16 protein-coding genes and 2 riboswitches are annotated in these 16,005 nt (G+C 64.8%); of the genes, 11 read left to right on the forward strand and 5 right to left on the reverse strand.

Translation table 11 applies throughout. The features are described 5' to 3' along the window. Nucleotides 1–11: 11 nt before the first annotated feature. The 6 genes from ACSVHC_RS12885 to mnhG are packed head-to-tail and all read left to right on the forward strand — an operon-like array spanning nucleotide 12 to nucleotide 6,386. Entirely contained in the window at nucleotides 12–3,065 is a 3,054-nt protein-coding gene (locus tag ACSVHC_RS12885) for a Na+/H+ antiporter subunit A (protein WP_437771655.1), read from the forward strand. Continuing rightward, on the forward strand, nucleotides 3,062–3,517 hold the full coding sequence (locus ACSVHC_RS12890; protein ID WP_437771654.1) for a Na(+)/H(+) antiporter subunit C: 456 nt from the start codon (nucleotides 3,062–3,064) through the stop codon (nucleotides 3,515–3,517). Before ACSVHC_RS12885 ends, ACSVHC_RS12890 begins: the two co-directional genes overlap by 4 nt. Next, on the forward strand, nucleotides 3,514–5,088 hold the full coding sequence (locus tag ACSVHC_RS12895) for a Na+/H+ antiporter subunit D (RefSeq protein WP_437771653.1): 1,575 nt from the start codon (nucleotides 3,514–3,516) through the stop codon (nucleotides 5,086–5,088). Before ACSVHC_RS12890 ends, ACSVHC_RS12895 begins: the two co-directional genes overlap by 4 nt. Then, entirely contained in the window at nucleotides 5,085–5,651 is a 567-nt protein-coding gene (locus ACSVHC_RS12900; RefSeq protein ID WP_437771652.1) for a Na+/H+ antiporter subunit E, read from the forward strand. Before ACSVHC_RS12895 ends, ACSVHC_RS12900 begins: the two co-directional genes overlap by 4 nt. Further along, a complete protein-coding gene (locus ACSVHC_RS12905; RefSeq protein ID WP_078107371.1) occupies nucleotides 5,648–5,926 on the forward strand; it encodes a monovalent cation/H+ antiporter complex subunit F in 279 nt (92 codons plus the stop codon). Before ACSVHC_RS12900 ends, ACSVHC_RS12905 begins: the two co-directional genes overlap by 4 nt. Then, nucleotides 5,916–6,386: a monovalent cation/H(+) antiporter subunit G gene (gene mnhG, locus ACSVHC_RS12910; protein ID WP_437771651.1), complete on the forward strand. Its 471-nt coding sequence runs from the start codon at nucleotides 5,916–5,918 to the stop codon at nucleotides 6,384–6,386. Before ACSVHC_RS12905 ends, mnhG begins: the two co-directional genes overlap by 11 nt. Here the strand turns inward: mnhG and ACSVHC_RS12915 are convergent. Then, on the reverse strand, nucleotides 6,383–6,643 hold the full coding sequence (locus ACSVHC_RS12915) for a DUF4235 domain-containing protein (protein WP_306963155.1): 261 nt from the start codon (nucleotides 6,641–6,643) through the stop codon (nucleotides 6,383–6,385). The genes mnhG and ACSVHC_RS12915 overlap by 4 nt on opposite strands. A 51-nt stretch (nucleotides 6,644–6,694) precedes the next feature. Then, on the reverse strand, nucleotides 6,695–7,441 hold the full coding sequence (locus tag ACSVHC_RS12920; protein WP_437771650.1) for an NUDIX hydrolase: 747 nt from the start codon (nucleotides 7,439–7,441) through the stop codon (nucleotides 6,695–6,697). 202 nt (nucleotides 7,442–7,643) lie between these two features. Next, nucleotides 7,644–7,780: riboswitch (TPP riboswitch) on the forward strand. A 74-nt stretch (nucleotides 7,781–7,854) separates the two neighbouring features. Here ACSVHC_RS12920 and ACSVHC_RS12925 point away from each other — a divergent pair. The 5 genes from ACSVHC_RS12925 (at nucleotide 7,855) to ACSVHC_RS12945 (ending at nucleotide 13,998) form a co-directional block, all read left to right on the forward strand. Beyond that, the gene (locus tag ACSVHC_RS12925) at nucleotides 7,855–8,484 is read left to right on the forward strand and encodes an ECF transporter S component (RefSeq protein ID WP_345448478.1); all 630 of its coding nucleotides are present in this window, start codon (nucleotides 7,855–7,857) and stop codon (nucleotides 8,482–8,484) included. Then, nucleotides 8,484–10,088 (forward strand): ABC transporter ATP-binding protein, encoded by a 1,605-nt coding sequence (locus tag ACSVHC_RS12930; RefSeq protein ID WP_437771649.1) that lies wholly within the window; start codon nucleotides 8,484–8,486, stop codon nucleotides 10,086–10,088. Before ACSVHC_RS12925 ends, ACSVHC_RS12930 begins: the two co-directional genes overlap by 1 nt. Further along, the gene (locus tag ACSVHC_RS12935; protein WP_437771648.1) at nucleotides 10,085–10,891 is read left to right on the forward strand and encodes an energy-coupling factor transporter transmembrane component T family protein; all 807 of its coding nucleotides are present in this window, start codon (nucleotides 10,085–10,087) and stop codon (nucleotides 10,889–10,891) included. The genes ACSVHC_RS12930 and ACSVHC_RS12935 overlap by 4 nt, the downstream gene beginning before the upstream one ends. Before the next feature lie 208 nt (nucleotides 10,892–11,099). After that, entirely contained in the window at nucleotides 11,100–12,623 is a 1,524-nt protein-coding gene (locus ACSVHC_RS12940; RefSeq protein WP_437771647.1) for a UDP-N-acetylglucosamine 1-carboxyvinyltransferase, read from the forward strand. A gap of 103 nt (nucleotides 12,624–12,726) precedes the next feature. Next, nucleotides 12,727–13,998 (forward strand): glutamate--cysteine ligase 2, encoded by a 1,272-nt coding sequence (locus ACSVHC_RS12945; RefSeq protein WP_437771646.1) that lies wholly within the window; start codon nucleotides 12,727–12,729, stop codon nucleotides 13,996–13,998. Here ACSVHC_RS12945 and ACSVHC_RS12950 read toward each other — a convergent pair. The 3 genes from ACSVHC_RS12950 to ACSVHC_RS12960 are packed head-to-tail and all read right to left on the reverse strand — an operon-like array spanning nucleotide 13,995 to nucleotide 15,868. Continuing rightward, entirely contained in the window at nucleotides 13,995–15,203 is a 1,209-nt protein-coding gene (locus ACSVHC_RS12950) for an O-succinylhomoserine sulfhydrylase (protein WP_437771645.1), read from the reverse strand. The genes ACSVHC_RS12945 and ACSVHC_RS12950 overlap by 4 nt on opposite strands. Next, on the reverse strand, nucleotides 15,204–15,614 hold the full coding sequence (locus ACSVHC_RS12955) for a rhodanese-like domain-containing protein (protein ID WP_234750991.1): 411 nt from the start codon (nucleotides 15,612–15,614) through the stop codon (nucleotides 15,204–15,206). It lies immediately after the preceding gene. Further along, nucleotides 15,611–15,868 (reverse strand): DUF1737 domain-containing protein, encoded by a 258-nt coding sequence (locus ACSVHC_RS12960; RefSeq protein ID WP_236813293.1) that lies wholly within the window; start codon nucleotides 15,866–15,868, stop codon nucleotides 15,611–15,613. Before ACSVHC_RS12960 ends, ACSVHC_RS12955 begins: the two co-directional genes overlap by 4 nt. 10 nt (nucleotides 15,869–15,878) lie before the next feature. Next, nucleotides 15,879–15,991, reverse strand: a riboswitch (SAM riboswitch). Nucleotides 15,992–16,005 lie beyond the last annotated feature (14 nt).

The following is a 16,005-nucleotide window of genomic DNA, read 5'->3' on the forward strand; positions in this document are numbered from 1 at the left end:
CGGAGATTCCAGTGATCACAGTCCTTGCCGTGACCTTTGCAGCGGCAACTGTGGCGCCCTGGATCTTCCGGAAACTTCAGCGGAATGCCTTCTACGTCCTTGCAGCGGTTCCCGCGCTCGCATTTATCTGGCTGCTCCTGCAGTATGACCGGATCTATCCCGGAAAAGGCGGGGACCCCACCGGCGGCTTCATCGAAGAAACCCTCCCGTGGATTCCGAACCTCAAGCTTGAATTCGCCTTCCGCATGGACGTCCTGGCGTGGGTGATGTCCCTTCTGGTCCTGGGGGTCGGCGCGCTGGTTCTGGTCTATTGCGCCCGGTACTTCAAGAACAAGGATGCCGACCTCGGCGGGTTCGGGGCGCAACTTCTTGCCTTCGCCGGGGCGATGTTCGGCCTGGTGACGGCCGACGACCTGCTGATGATGTTCATCTTCTGGGAACTCACTACAGTCCTGTCCTATCTGCTGATCGGCTATGCGCGCACCCGCCTTTCCGCACGGCGCTCGGCTTTGCAGGCCCTCATGGTCACCACCGCTGGCGGCCTGGCCATGCTCGTCGGCCTCATCATTTTGGGCCAAGTGGCCGGAACATACCGGATTTCGGCGATCATGACTCAAGCGGCCACCCTCGTCACGGGACCCGCACAAGGTGCGGTTGCTGCCGCCGTCGTACTCATCTTGGTAGGTGCGATTACCAAATCGGCGCTGGTCCCTTTCCACTTCTGGCTCCCGGGTGCCATGGCCGCCCCCACCCCGGTGAGCGCCTACCTGCATGCGGCGGCCATGGTGAAGGCCGGGATCTACATCGTCGCCCGAATGGCGCCGGGGTTCAGCGAAAGCCCGTACTGGTTGCCGCTGGTGCTCGGGCTCGGCCTGGCAACGATGCTGGTGGGCGGCTACCGGGCGCTCCGGCAGACTGACATCAAGCTCATCCTCGCCTATGGAACCGTCAGCCAGCTCGGGTTCCTCACCATGGTGGTGGGCCTCGGCCGGCCCGACGCCGCGCTGGCCGGACTCGCGCTGTTGCTGGCACACGGTCTGTTCAAGGCCGCGTTGTTCCTGGTGGTGGGCATCATCGACCACCAATCCGGCACGCGCGATATCCGCAAGCTCTCGGGGGTGTACAAGTCCTCGAGGGCACTCGCCATTGTGGCGGGCATTGCCGCCGCATCCATGGCCGGAATACCTCCGCTGGCAGGTTTCGTGGCCAAGGAATCCGTGTTCGAAGCGTTCGTCCACTACGGCACTGGCGCTGCTTCCCAGCCATGGGGGCTGGTCCTCCTGGTCGGCCTGGTCCTGGGGTCCATTCTCACGTTCGCTTATAGCGCCCGCTTCATGTGGGGTGCTTTCGCCACCAAGCCGGGCGTGGACCGGACGCCCTTCAAAGCCATCCAGCCATCGTTCCTGGCGGCGCCCGCCATCCTGAGCTTTCTCACCATCGTGTACGGCCTGTGGCCGGATCCCGTTGACGGCTGGATCCAGCCGTATGCGGCATCATTTGTAGCGCCCGACGCCGGATCAAACGCAGCCAGCGCCAGCCATCTTGCGCTGTGGCATGGCCTGACTCCCGCCTTGGGACTGACAGCCCTGACCTTCGCGGCCGGCGTCGTGATGTTCTATGCCCGAAATCTCGTGTCCCGGGCGCAGAACCGCGTCCCGGACTGGGTGGACGGTGACCGCGCCTACCAGCGCACCATCGGGGCCTTGGACGACGTCGCCGTGTGGGTCACCGGGCGTACGCAGCGCGGTTCCCTCTACTTCTACCTGGCGGTTATTCTCACCGTGGCGTTCGCCGTCCCGCTCACGGCACTCATCGTGGCCAACAAGCCGCTCCCGGGCGGTCTCTTTCTGATCGACCCGAATTCTCCGCTTCAGCTCATCGCAGCGGCAGGAATTGTTGTTGGCGCGCTCGCGGCGGTCCGTGCCAACAAGCGCTTCCTCGCCGTGCTCATGGTGTCTGTCACGGGCTACGGCATTGCGCTCATGTTCGCGTTGCAGGGAGCCCCGGACCTCGCCTTGACGCAAATGCTCGTGGAGACCATCATCCTCGTGGCCTTCGTTCTGGCGATGCGCAGCCTGCCTCCGGAGCTCCGGGACCGCACCGGCGGCAAATACCGGGTGGTTCGGGTCATTATCGGTGTGGCGTTCGCGGTCACCATGATCTTCGTTGCGATCTACGCGATGGGCGCACGCATCGCCGAGCCCGTGTCGCTCTCGTTCCCCCGTCTGGCCTACGAAGGCGGCGGCGGACTCAACGTGGTCAACGTGACGCTGGTGGACATCCGGGCGTGGGACACCTTCGGTGAGATCTCGGTGCTGGCAGTCGCCGCTACCGGCGTCGCGAGCTTGATCTTTGTCCGCAGCAGGGGTGAGCGCCTCAACAAAGCCGCCACGATTCCCGAGGGCACGGTGGGAAGGCGCGCCGCCGCCGGGGGCAGTTCGCGCGACGACGCCTCGCTGGCACTCGTCCGCAAGTTCGCGGGCTCCCTGACGGACCCTTGGCTCGTGGCCGGCCGAACCCTGGCACCGGAACGGCGTTCCATCATCTTCGAAGTGGTCACGCGGCTGATTTTCCACTCGATGATCGTGTTCTCGGTGTACCTCCTGCTGGCGGGACACAATCTTCCTGGAGGCGGCTTCGCCGGCGGACTCACGGCCGGACTCGCCCTGACCATCCGCTACTTGGCAGGCGGACGGTTCGAGTTGCGGGAAGCCGCACCGATCAGCGCCGGCATGCTGCTGGGAACCGGTCTTGCGACGGCGGCCGCGGCGGGCTTCGTCCCGCTGCTGCTGGGCGGCCAAGTGTTCCAAAGTGCCATCATCGGGTTCTGGCTACCGCTGTTCGGTGACATCAAGTTCGTGACCTCGACGGTCTTCGACATCGGCGTGTACCTCGTGGTCGTAGGGCTGGCCTTGGACGTGCTGCGCAGCTTGGGAGCCGAGATCGACGAACACTTCGAAGAGACCGCCGGCGGAGACGCTCGGGATTCCCGGTCCGAAGCCGCCACCGCAACCGCAACTGCGGCAACCACAGCAACTATTACGCCAGGGAAGGGGACCCCATGAGCGTCAACTTGACCTTGTTGATCGTCATGGGAGTGCTCTATGCCTGCGGAATTTATTTGATCCTGGAACGCAGCCTGACGCGCGTCCTCCTGGGGCTTATGCTCCTGGCCAACGCAACCAACCTGTTGATCCTCGCCACGGGCGGATATGCCGGGCTGGCCCCGCTGTTCAACAAATCGACGGATCCTCGCGACTACAACGATCCTTTGCCGCAAGCCTTGATCCTGACGTCGATCGTGATTTCCTTCGCGGTGACGGCATTCATGCTCGGCATCATCTACCGGACATGGGCGTTGGCACGTCAAGACGACATCCAGGACGACGCCGAAGACCGGCGTGTGGCGAAGACACCCAGCTTTGACGCCGAAGACGACTCCGTGGTTCCTGAGGAAACGTCCGAATTCCCGGTTACGGCAGTCACCGAAGCAGCCAAGGAAGGGGGCCTCCAGTGAACATCGCCAGCTTGGCGCCGCTCGCCGTCGTACTTCCCATCCTCGGCGCCGCCCTGACGTTCGCCCTGAACAGGAATCCGCGGGCCCAACGCGCGGTCAGCATCGGTTTATTGTCCCTGACCTTGCTCCTGGAATGCTGGCTCCTTGCCTCGGTATGGACCACGGGCACAGCATCCGTCACCCTGGGTGGCTGGCAGCCGCCGTTTGGCGTGGTGATGGTGGTGGACCAGTTCTCCTCGCTCATGCTGGTGGTTTCCTCGGTCATCAGCCTGGCGGTGCTCATCTACGCCACCGGCCAGGGCATGGCCGACGGCGACCGAGAGGCGCCGGTGTCGATCTTCCACCCGACTTACTTGATCCTGGTAGCCGGAGTCTCGAACGCCTTCCTCACAGGTGACCTCTTCAACCTGTACGTGGGCTTCGAGATCCTGCTGACCGCGAGCTACGTGCTCATGACGCTGGGCGGCACCGGTCCGCGCATCCGCGCCGGGGTCACGTACGTGGTGGTTTCGGTTGTATCTTCGGTATTGTTCCTGATCGCCATCGCGATGATCTACGGAGCCACCGGGACCATCACCATGGCGGATCTCGCCATCAAGCTGGCCGAATTGGATCCGGGCACCAGGAACCTGCTCCACGTCATGCTGCTCGTGGCCTTCGGCATCAAGGCTGCCGTGTTCCCGCTGTCCTTCTGGCTGCCTGACTCGTACCCGACCGCGCCGGCACCGGTCACTGCCGTGTTCGCCGGCCTGCTCACGAAGGTGGGCGTCTACGCGATGGTCCGCACGGAGACCCTCCTTTTCCCGGGCGACACTTTGAATACCCCGTTGATGGTGGTAGCGCTCCTCACCATGCTGGTGGGCATTCTCGGCGCCATTGCCCAGAGCGACATCAAACGATTACTCTCCTTCACCCTGGTCAGCCATATCGGCTACATGGTGTTCGGACTGGCCATGGCTTCCGTTGCGGGGCTTGCTGCCGCGGTCTTCTATGTGGCCCACCACATCACGGTCCAAACGAGCCTGTTCCTGGTGACCGGCTTGATCGAGCGCCGAGGGGGCAGCTCGTCCATGGACAGGCTCGGTGGGCTCGCCAAGCTGTCTCCGCTCCTCGCGCTCTTGTTCTTCATTCCAGCGATGAACCTCGCGGGAATCCCGCCCTTCTCCGGGTTCCTGGGCAAGCTCGGGCTCCTCCAGGCAGGCATCGCCCTCGGGACACCCCTGGCCATTACCTTGGTGGTGGGCGGCGTGGTCACGAGCCTCTTGACCTTGCTGGCAATTGCCCGGGTCTGGAACCGCGCATTCTGGCGGAAGCCCGAGGACGCGGAATACCCGGCCGCCGCCCTCAAGGACACGGCAGCAGTCGGCCTGCTTCCGCGGACCATGGTGGGGCCAACTGCCGCGCTGGTGGTCTTTGGCGTGGCGCTGACCGTCTTCGCCGGTCCACTGTTCCAATTGGCCGGAAACTCCGCGGAACAGATGCTGGACCGTACTGCGTACATCCATTCCGTGCTCGGCGGGAATGCGAAGGTTCCGGAGATCGCTGCGCCGGTGCCGGGAGGTGGCAAGTGAGCCGCAAGCGGATTTCGTTCCGCACCGAGTTGCCCCTACTGGTCTGGCTAGTGGTCGTCTGGGGTGCGCTTTGGCGGGACTTCAGCCCGGGCAACTTGGTGTTCGGTGCGCTGATCGCAGTGGTGGTAGCCAGGGTCTTCTACTTGCCTCCTGTGGAGCTCAGCGGGCGATTCAATGTGCTGCGCGCCATTCCTTTCGCCGGGGTGTTCCTTGCCAAAGTGGTGGCCGCGAGCTTCCAAGTCATGTACCTCGCGGTATTCCGGGGGCCTTCGGTAACCAATGCCGTGGTCGCGGTTCCCCTGCGTAGCCATTCCGACCTCATAATGACCGCCACAGGCCACGTGATTTCGCTGATTCCGGGTTCCTTGGTGGTGGAGGTGGATCGCTCAACGTCCACGCTCTATATCCACGGGCTCAATGTCCGCAACGATGTGGACACCGCCAAGCTGCGCAAGGAAGTCCAGGACACGGAGGCCTCGCTGATCCGGATCATGGGTACCCGAGCGGAAATGGACGCACTCCAGGCCGAAGGCTGGCCTGCGACGAGGGGAGTTGGCTCATGAAAGACATCGTGCTGATCGTCACGGCGGTGATTCTCAGCCTCGCGGCGGCAGGCGCGATCTACCGGATCGCCGTCGGGCCGTCCCTGCTGGACCGGGTGCTTGCCTCGGACGTCCTGCTCGCCATACTGGGCGCCGCGCTGGCCATCGACATGGCCGTCAACAGGCACCTCAACAACCTCGTGCTGCTCGTCGCGCTGACGCTGATCGGGTTCGTTGGCTCGGTGACGGTGGCCCGCTTCGTGGCCGACCGAAGGGGACAGGTCAATGACTCCTAATGCCACCGGAGTTGACGCAGTGATCGATGCGGTCACCGCAGTGCTGCTGATTGTTGGTGCGCTGATGTCATTGGGCGCGGCAATCGGCCTGTTGCGGTTCCCGGACCTCATGAGCCGCATGCACGCGGCCACCAAGCCGCAAGTGTTGGGGCTGTTCCTCGTCTTGGCGGCCATCGGGCTGCAGATGCGCGAATGGTGGGTGTGGCCGATCCTGGCGGTGGCCTGGATCTTCCAGCTGCTGACCGTGCCCGTATCCGCACACATGGTGGGCCGCGCAGGCTACCGGACCAAGCACCTCCACCGCGAGTTGCTGAGCATAGACGAACTTGAGGCCGTGGTGCTGCGGGCTGCCGGTCAACGGGCAGCGGAGAAAGCTCAGGAAACGGGACCGGCAATGCCCCACACCGGGAACGGCGGGAGCCCAGCGGCGAACGGCCGGGACGGCGGGCCGTCAGCCTAGACGATGTCCTGCGTCTTCGAGAAACGCGAGATGGCGCGCTGTGTACTGCGGCTTGCGAAAACCTGGATGACTGCGCTGACGGTCGCCGAAATCAGCGCAAAGGTCAGCGCCGAGCGCAGGCTTGCCTCCATGTCGTCGTGACCCTTGGGAGGCTTCTTGCCGGTGGACTTTTCCCACAACGCATTGACGATCTTGGTGCCGACAAAGCCTGCGCCGATGCTGACGCCAGTGCCGAGCAGCTTGATGAGGAGGTTCATTCCGGGACTCCTTGCGGGAGGAAACAGGACCGTCCCCAGCCTAACCCCACTTCAGGGCAGTTCCGGAGCAACGGTTGGGGATTGGCGCCTCAGCCGGAAGAACTCCTCCAAAGCTCCAGGCTTTGGACGGACGGGCACGATGTCACGGTCCTCGGCCAGTATCGCTTCCACCGTGCCGAGAGCGAGGAGCTCATCCAGCAGCGCCAACGTGGGCGGCATGAGCTTAAGGGTTCCGGCGGCTTCGGCATCCAGGATCCCGCGGACCGGCATCCACAAGGACGATGACGCTTCCGTGGTTTGGTGCCTTGGTTCGGCACCGGAAAGCGGGCAGGCAAGGTAGAAGTATGTGTCGAAGCGCTTGGGCTGGTCTGCGGGGGTGACCCAGTTGGCCCACGGGCGGAGGGTGGCGGCGTCGAGCTTCAGCCCGGCCTCTTCGAACACCTCGCGCTGTGCGGCCGCCAGCACCCGGCCGGCGTTGAACCGGGCCGAAGCGGGCTCGACGGCGATGCTGCTCCGGTGCCATGCGGCGGTGTGCCGCTCGACGACGTCGTCCTCGAAGTCCCAGCCGGAGCTGTCCGCCTGGTCCACTCGTCCCCCGGGGAAGACGACCATGCCCGCGGCGAAATCCATCGTGGTCACGCGGTGCTGCACGAACACCTCCAGGCCGCGCCCGGCATCCGCCGGAACCTCCGGGTCTGACTGAACCGTGTGAACGGGGGCCTCGCGGACCAGGATCACGCTCGCGGCGAGCCTAGGTTCGGCCACCGTGGTGCTGTTCGCTTCGTCAATGCCTGCCAAGACCGCTCCTTTGCCCGCGTTGCGTCACATTCTGCTGGATCATTCTCCCAGCTTCTGCGCCCGCCCGCGCCATTCCGGGCCCTGCCCGCGTCCGGCCGGCGAGTGATCCAGCAGAATCCGTCGTGTGACCGTTCCGCGTAGGCCAGCACAGCGCCCGCAACCCCGCCAAGGTGTAAACTGAACCACGCCCAAAAGGGTGGATTGATAACGACAGGGGAGCGCCGCCGTCGGGCTCGCAGCAATGCGGTACGGATGACGGGCGCTGAGAGTGCGGACAGCCGCAGACCCTCGAACCTGATCCGGCTAGTACCGGCGCAAGGGAGTCGAGTTCTCATAGTGTCCGGACCGGCGCGGCGGAAGCCGCTCGCAGGCAACCGGAAACACTTTCCCCTCCTGTTCCTCAGGAGGACAAAATGACTGGTATTTCTGCAAGGCCGGGCCTCACCAAGCCTGGTTACAACTGGCGCGTCGTGGACATCGTCGTGGCGGCACTGATCTCGATCGCCGGTGGCGTGATCTTCTGGGCATGGGACCAGATGGCTCTGGTTGCTACGCCTATGTCTGCCGGCTACCCGCCGCTGAGCGGCCTGATCGCCGGTGGCTGGATGATTCCGGCAGTGCTGGGCATGCTCATCGTCCGCAAGCCCGGTGCGGCAATTTTCTGCGAGACGGTGGCCGCCACCAGTGAGCTCATCATGGGTTCGCAGTACGGCACCACGGTCCTGATCTCGGGCCTGCTCCAGGGTCTCGGCGCGGAACTCATCTTCCTGGCCTTCATGTACAAGAAGTTCAACCTGCCGGTGTCCCTGCTGGCCGGTGCCGGCGCGGGCCTGTTCTGTGGTTTGAACGACTCCTTCCTGCCGTGGGGCTGGAACATCGCCTACGAACCCGTCGACAAGCTCGCGTACATCGTGTTCTGCACGATCTCCGGTGCCGTCATTGCCGGAGCCCTGTCCTGGATCGCGACCCGCGGCCTGGCCAAGACCGGTGTCCTGAGCGCGTTCGCGTCCCGCAAGGCCGCCTCGGAGCCCGTCTTTTCCTGATGCCCAGTCCTGATTCCGGCACCCCTGCTACTGTGCGACCCGCCGCCATTTCCGCGCAAGGCTGGGGCTGGCGGCACGCTGGCCGCACCACGCAGGCCATCCACGCCCTCGACCTGGACATCCGCCCAGGCGAGCGTGTGCTCCTGCTCGGCCCCTCGGGCGCGGGCAAGTCGACGCTCCTGCACGCCTTGGCGGGCGTATTGGGCGAGGAAGGTGACGACGCCGACGAGACCGGCTCGTTGCTGGTGGACGGCGTTTCGCCGAAGGCCCAGCGGGGCCGTGCCGGACTCATGCAACAGGACCCCGAAACCCAGGTGGTGCTTTCCCGGTTGGGCGACGACGTCGCGTTCGGCGCCGAGAACCTTTGCGTGCCGCGGGAAGAGATCTGGACGCGGGTCCATGAAGCGCTCGACGACGTCGGGCTGCGGAATAGTGCGAGCGGCAACTTTGCGCTCGACCACCCGACCTCGGCCCTCTCGGGCGGGCAGAAGCAGCGCCTTGCGCTCGCCGGCATCCTGGCGATGCGGCCCGGCTTGATCCTCCTGGACGAGCCGACCGCCAACCTGGACCCCGCTGGCGTACTGGAGGTCCGCGATGCCGTCGCCCGCTGCCTGGACAAGACCGGCGCCACGTTGGTGGTGGTGGAGCACCGGGTCTCGGTTTGGAAAGACCTCGTGGACCGGATCGTGGTGCTCCAGCCGGGCAGCTCCTCGTCCGCGGGAGGGTCGACGCCTGCGGTGCTTCTGGACGGCGATCCGGACACGGTTCTGGCTCAAGCAAGGGACATGCTCATTGCTGCGGGCGTGTGGGTGCCCGGGTACGTGCCGGCCACCCGGCCACGTTCAGGAACAGGCTATGGCTCGGGGGCCGGCCCCCGGAACGCTGGGGAGCTGCTGCTCGCCACGCAGGAGCTCGCGGTGTCCCGCGAACGGCCACGGCGCCGCGGGTTCAAAACCATCCCGCCCCTTCCTGTGCAGTCCGGACTCGACGCCGAAGTGCTCGCCGGGCAGGCACTGACCATCACCGGTCCCAACGGCGCCGGAAAATCGACCTTCGCGTTGACCCTCGCGGGCTTGTTGGCGCCGGTGTCCGGCACGGTGACTGCCGCCGTCGGGCTCAGCGACGGCGCTGGTAACGACCCCTTCAAGTGGAAGGCCCAGCAGCTGATCTCCCGCATAGGGACCGTGTTCCAGGAGCCTGAGCACCAGTTCGTGACCGGCCGCGTGCTCGACGAGCTCATGTTCGGCCCCAAACACCTTGGCCATGGAGAGGAACGGGTGGACGAATTGCTGGAACGGCTGCGCCTGGGGCATCTCGTGGACGCCAACCCGTACACGCTCTCCGGTGGCGAAAAGCGCCGGCTGTCCGTGGCCACAGTGCTCGCCGCGCACCCACGCGTCCTGGTGCTGGACGAACCCACCTTCGGCCAGGACGCGAACACTTGGGCCGAGCTTGCGTCGTTCCTGTCTGAACTGCTCGACGCCGGCACCTCGGTGGTTTCCGTGACCCATGACCGGGAGTTCAGCTCCGTCCTGGGCGGCACCGAGATGCGGCTCGAGCCTGCGTTCCAAGGCGGGGCCCGGCAGGAAGCGGGTGCGGCATGAGGGAAACCCTGACCCTGCGAGGCAACAATGCACTCCTGACGCGCGCGAATCCGCTGGCCAAGTTCGTGTCGGTCTTCCTGATCACCCTGGTGTTGGCGCTGTCCATCGACCTGGTGTCAGCTTCGACGGCGCTCATCGGCGAACTGGCGTTGTTCCCCCTCGCGGGGCTCACCGTGCGCTTGCTGTGGCAGCGCGGCTGGCCCTTGATTATCGCGGCCGCGCTTGGAGGCTGGAGCACCGCGATCCTGTCGGCGGACAGCGGAAGGATACTGCTCGACGTCGGGATCTGGTCTATCAGCGAAGGCTCGCTTCAGCTGGGACTCGGGTTCATGCTGCGCGGCCTTGCCATAGCGTTGCCGGCCATTCTCCTGATGAGTTGCACCGATCCGACGGACCTTGCCGATGCCCTGGCGCAGAAGGCGAAACTGCCGCACCGTTTTGTCTTGGGCACTTTGGCCGCGCTGCGGCTCGTGGGACTCATGGCGGAGGAGTGGCAGACGATCGGCATGGCACGGCGCGCGCGGGGTGTCGGCTCGCATGGGAGCCCGCCGCAACGGTTCAAGGCCATGCTCGGCCAAAGCTTCGGTTTGTTGGTGCAGGCGATCCGTCGCGCGTCCCGCTTGGCTGTGACTATGGAGGCCAGAGGCTTCGGCGGCGGACGGCGGACTTGGGCGCGCGAATCCTCCTACAGTCGCCTGGACGTCTGGGTTCTCGCTGGCGGGCTGCTCATCGCAGCCGCGGCGGTGCTCGCGGCCCAATGGGCAGGAACGTGGCACTTCGTCTGGCTGAAGCAGCCCAACTAACTCGCATTTGTTGTCGTTTTGGGGCCTCATAACGACAACAACTGCGAGTTACTTGGGGGAGGACGTGTGGCTGGCTTCCGGTGGCCGCGAGCAACGCAACACTCAGGCTCTAGGCCGGATATCGCACGAGACGACTATTCTGCGACAAAATCGGCGAGTTGCGTCACGAAACCTCCGATTGATAGACCATCTGTGATATTTATTGGGTATGACGCAACCGACTGCCGAACATGTAGGTCTCCTTCTTCGCGACGCCCGCGGCGAAAAGGGCTGGACACAAGGACAGCTCGCTTCGGAACTGGGCACCAGCCAAAGCGCCATTGCCCGCATGGAACAGGGCAAGCAGAACCTTAGCCTCCGGATGATCGAGCGACTTGAGTCGATCTTCGGACGAACCATCGTCAAAGTCGGCAAACGGCAGATGACCCACCTGCGCGTGGAGGGCGGACGCACGCTCTTCGGCTCGGTAGACGTCAACAGCAGCAAGAATGCCGGCGTCGCATTGCTTTGCGCGAGCCTCATCAACCGCGGCACCACTATCTTGCGTCGGCTTGCCCGGATCGAAGAAGTCAACCGGATCGTCGAGGTTTTGACCTCAATTGGTGTCGAATGCACCTGGCTGAACGGCAACGATCTTCGCATCCGCCGCCCGGAGACCCTGGACCTTGCCTCCATGGACGTGGAGGCGGCCCGCCGCACCCGTAGCGTCATCATGCTGCTGGGCCCCCTCTTGGATGAGGCGGCCTCGTATCAACTGCCCTACGCCGGTGGTTGCGATCTCGGGACTCGAACCGTGGAACCGCATATGCAGGCGTTGCGGCAGTTCGGGCTCTCGGTGGAGGCCAAGTCCGGCTTCTATTCCGTGCAGGCTCCACCGGCCGACGGCGAGCACCGCACCTTTGTCCTTACGGAGCGCGGCGACACAGTGACGGAGAACGCCATCATGGCCGCCGCACACCGCAGCGGTACTACCGTGATCCGCAATGCCAGCCCCAATTACATGGTTCAGGACCTCTGTTTCTACCTGCAGGGGCTCGGCGTGGTGATCGACGGCATCGGGACAACCACCCTGAAGATCACGGGCCGCCCGGCGATCGATGTTGACATTGAGTACTTCCCGTCGGAAGACCCGATCGAGGCCATGAGCCTCATCACCGCGGGCATCGTGACCAACTCGGAAGTCACCATTTGCAGGGTCCCCATTGAGTTCATGGAGATCGAACTGGCCACGCTTGAGCAGATGGGCCAGCAGCTCGACATCTCCGGGGAGTACTTTGCCCGCAACGGACGGACTCGCCTGGTGGATGTCACTACCAAGCCATCACGGTTGCGCGCCCCGGAAGACAAGATCCATCCGATGCCGTTCCCGGGGCTAAACATCGACAACTTGCCGTTCTTCGCGGTCATCGCCGGCAATGCCGAGGGCCAGACCATGATCCACGACTGGGTCTACGAGAACCGGGCGATCTACTTGACCGAGCTCAACAAGCTCGGCGCCCAGGTCCAACTCCTCGATCCGCACCGCATCTACGTCAATGGCCCCACCAAGTGGCGTGGTGCGGAAGTCGGATGCCCTCCGGCACTCCGACCCGCAGCTTGCCTGCTGTTGGCGATGCTGGCGGCCCGCGGAACGTCCGAGTTGCGCAATATCTACGTGATTGAGCGCGGATACGAGGACCTGGCCGAGCGGCTCAACACCATCGGTGCCAAGATCGAGTACTTCCAGGACTGACCGCGTCGGATTTGGCTCGATTCGGACTTCCAGCAGAATCCTTCGGGCGGGCCGCAAAACCCCGATCTGTCTCGGCGAGGCTGCCATGGCGCACAATTGATCCGTGCGCACTTTTGGTGTGGAAGAGGAATTGCTGATCGTCGATCCCGTGACCGGCGAGCCGCTCGCCCTTGCCGACGCGCTCCTATCGGGTCCCACCCACGACGGCCTCGCCCAGGACGGTCCCGACGCTGGTCCGAGCCAGGAGAGTCCCGACGCCGGTCCGCCCCTTGAGGAGATCGACGGCCCCGATACCGGCCTAAGCCACGAGCTCAAGCTTGAGCAGATAGAAACCCAGACCCGGCCATGCCGCAGCTACGCAGAGCTCCTGCACCAGATCCGCAGGGGGCGGGGCCTCGCGAGCCATGCCGCTCGCCGCCACGGCGCAAGGATCGCCGCGTTGGCCACGTCGCCCGTGGACGCCGCGTTGCACACCACCCCGGATCCCCGCTACGCCATTATGCTCGAACGTTTCGGCATCACGGCGCACGAACAGCTCACCTGCGGATTCCACGTCCACACTTCGATCGAGTCCCCGGAGGAAGGCGTGATGGTGCTTGACAGGATCCGGGACAAGCTCGCTGTCTTCACGGCGATGAGCGCCAATTCTCCGTACTGGCGGGGGCTGGCTACCGGTTTTGAGAGTTACCGGACGCAGGCGTGGAACCGCTGGCCTTCGTCGGGGCCGTCAGCCATCTTCGGTTCCTTGGCCGCTTACCGACGTGTTGTCAGGAGGCTCATCGAAACAGGAGTGTTGCTGGACGAGGGGATGGTCTACTTCGACGCCAGGCTGTCCCGGCACGTTCCCACGGTGGAGGTCCGGGTGGCCGATGTCTGCCTCCGGGCCGAGGATGCGGCGCTCCTCGCGGTGCTCGTCAGGGCCTTGGTTGAGACTTCTGTTCGTGAGTACCATGCCGGAATAGAGCCGGCGGCCGTGCCTACGGCGCTTTTGCGGATGGCGTCCTGGCAAGCAAGCAACTTCGGCCTCCGCACCGAACTGCTGGACTTTGGAACCTTTCGCCCGGAGCCCGCCGCGGATGTCGTGTGGTCGTTGGTGGAGTACCTGGAACCTGTCCTCGCCGAACAGGGTGAATTCGACTTGGTCCAAACCGGCGTGGCAGCCATCCTGGGCCGCGGCAACGGCGCCATCGAACAGCGCGGTGTTGCCGGGCGCTGGAGCGAGAGCAACGGGAGCGCGCCCGACGCCGCCGGGCTGGCCGCCGTCGTCGAGCACGCCGTTCAGATCACGATGCGCTCGGAGAGGGACGAGAGCGACACCAAGCCGCAGCCCGTCCTCACCTGGGTGCGCCAGGACTGGCGCGAACCGCCCGGCTAGACCTGCTTGAGGGCCCTCTCCAGGTCCCCGATGAGGTCGTCCACGTCCTCCAGCCCCACTGAAAGCCGCACGACGCCGTCGCTCAGGCCAATGGCCGCGCGGCCTTCCGGACCCATGGCGCGGTGCGTGGTGGTGGCGGGGTGGGTGATGAGGGACTTGGAGTCGCCTAGGTTGTTCGAGATGTCGATCACGGCGAGCCCGTCCAGCAGCGCGAAGGCGGCCTCTTTCGCCGATCGCCCCGCCGAGGGCAGCAGTTCAAAGGTGAGCACGGTTCCGCCGGCCTTCATTTGCTTCGCGGCGAGCTCGTACTGCGGGTGCGACTTCAGCAGGGGGTACTTGACCCAGCTGATGGCCGGCTGATCCTCAAGCCATTCGGCGATCCGCAACGCAGACGCCGAGGAGTGGTTGACGCGCAGCGCCATCGTCTCCAGGCCCTTGGTCAGGACCCAGGCGTTGAACGCGGAAAGCGATGGCCCGGTGTGCCGCATGAGCTGCTTGACGGGACCGTCGATGAATTCCTTGGTACCCAGGATCGCTCCGCCAAGGACCCGGCCCTGGCCGTCGATGTGCTTGGTGCCCGAGTAGACAATCACGTCCGCGCCGAGATCGCCGCAGCGCTGCAGCAGGGGGGTGGCAAAGACGTTGTCGACGACGACGGTAGCGCCCGCCGCGTGGGCCAGCTCGCTCACCGCCGCGATGTCCACGATTTCCTGCATGGGGTTCGACGGCGACTCGAAGAACACTGCCGTTGTCGGCTCGGACAACGCGGCACGCCACTGGTCCAGGTCCGGGCCGTCCACGAAGACGGTCTCGACGCCCCAGCGGGGCAGGATCTCGTTGAGGATCACGAAGCAGGAACCGAAGAGCGAGCGGGCGGCAACCACGCGGTCGCCCGCAGCCAGCAACGCACCGAGGGCGGTGAAGACAGCGGACATGCCCGACGCCGTCGCGAAGCACGCTTCGGTGCCTTCGAGAAGGCGGAGTCGCTCCTGGAAAGTGGCCACGGAGGGGTTGCCGTAACGGGAGTAGACGAAGCGCTCGTCCTCACCGGTGAATGCGCGCTCTGCGGCTGCGGCGGACTCGTAGACGAAGCCGGAGTTCAGGAAGACGGCCTCGGACGTTTCTTGGAAGTTGGTGCGGTCAAGACCGCCGCGGACGGCCTGGGTATCAGGGCTCCAGCCGGCGGCGTCAGGATTGAAAGTCACTTAGATGTTCCCCAGGTTCGTCGGAAGTCCACGGTTTTTCCAGCCGTTCACGGTTCGCTCGCCGTAGCGGTCCGGTTCGCCCTCGAAACCCTCCAGGACGTTGTAGGCGGTGTAGCCGGCCTGTGTTGCGGCGATCGCGGCGGCGATGGAGCGCTGTCCGGAGCGGCAAAGGAAGACCAGTTCGGTGCCATCCGCTTCCGGAGCCTGCTGCGTCAGCTCTTCGATGAAACGGGTGTTGGGGATGCCGCCGGCCAGGTTCCACTGGATGAACAAGGGATCGTTTTCCGTGGCCTTTGTGTCAGGGATCCCGATGTGTGCCCACTCGCCTTCGGTGCGGACGTCCACCAGGATGGCGCCTTGTTCCAGCTTGGCCCAGGCATCGTGCGGGCTGAGGTCGCCTGCGTAGCTCATGCGTGGCCCTCGCCGTCGAACTCTTCATCAAGCTGGTCTACCGCGTTGGCAACTGCTGCATCTGCGCTCGCGATCGCGGCGGGTAGGACGATGGCCTGGGCCACAATCACGTCCGTGCCATTGAAGGTCGCGGCCGGGCTGCCGTGCAACACGTATCCCTCCGCGAGGGCGGTGGAGATCCGCTCGCAGAAATCCTTCGTGTCAGGGCCCGTGATGAGACGGTACGAGAGTTTTTCTTCGGTGGGTTCAGGCATTGGTGCTCCTCAGTCACGCTTGCAGTTCGAAAGTGTCGATACGCCGAGTAGTCACCTGAGGCACCCCGCCGGAGAGAGGGTTGCCGACCAGCAAGTCAGGGCTTCGCGCTGGTGCTCATTACTCAAGAAGAAAATAA

The organism is Arthrobacter sp. KNU-44, from assembly GCF_051843155.1.
Taxonomy (GTDB): domain Bacteria; phylum Actinomycetota; class Actinomycetes; order Actinomycetales; family Micrococcaceae; genus Arthrobacter.

Coding starts and splice junctions, on each gene's coding strand:
- ACSVHC_RS12890 (WP_437771654.1), top strand. CDS start 3,062: ATGAGCGTCAACTTGACCTTGTTGATCGTCATGGGAGTGCTCTATGCC.
- ACSVHC_RS12940 (WP_437771647.1), top strand. CDS start 11,100: ATGACGCAACCGACTGCCGAACATGTAGGTCTCCTTCTTCGCGACGCC.
- ACSVHC_RS12930 (WP_437771649.1), top strand. CDS start 8,484: ATGCCCAGTCCTGATTCCGGCACCCCTGCTACTGTGCGACCCGCCGCC.
- ACSVHC_RS12955 (WP_234750991.1), bottom strand. CDS start 15,614: ATGAGCTACGCAGGCGACCTCAGCCCGCACGATGCCTGGGCCAAGCTG.
- ACSVHC_RS12925 (WP_345448478.1), top strand. CDS start 7,855: ATGACTGGTATTTCTGCAAGGCCGGGCCTCACCAAGCCTGGTTACAAC.
- ACSVHC_RS12905 (WP_078107371.1), top strand. CDS start 5,648: ATGAAAGACATCGTGCTGATCGTCACGGCGGTGATTCTCAGCCTCGCG.
- ACSVHC_RS12960 (WP_236813293.1), bottom strand. CDS start 15,868: ATGCCTGAACCCACCGAAGAAAAACTCTCGTACCGTCTCATCACGGGC.
- ACSVHC_RS12915 (WP_306963155.1), bottom strand. CDS start 6,643: ATGAACCTCCTCATCAAGCTGCTCGGCACTGGCGTCAGCATCGGCGCA.
- mnhG (WP_437771651.1), top strand. CDS start 5,916: ATGACTCCTAATGCCACCGGAGTTGACGCAGTGATCGATGCGGTCACC.
- ACSVHC_RS12935 (WP_437771648.1), top strand. CDS start 10,085: ATGAGGGAAACCCTGACCCTGCGAGGCAACAATGCACTCCTGACGCGC.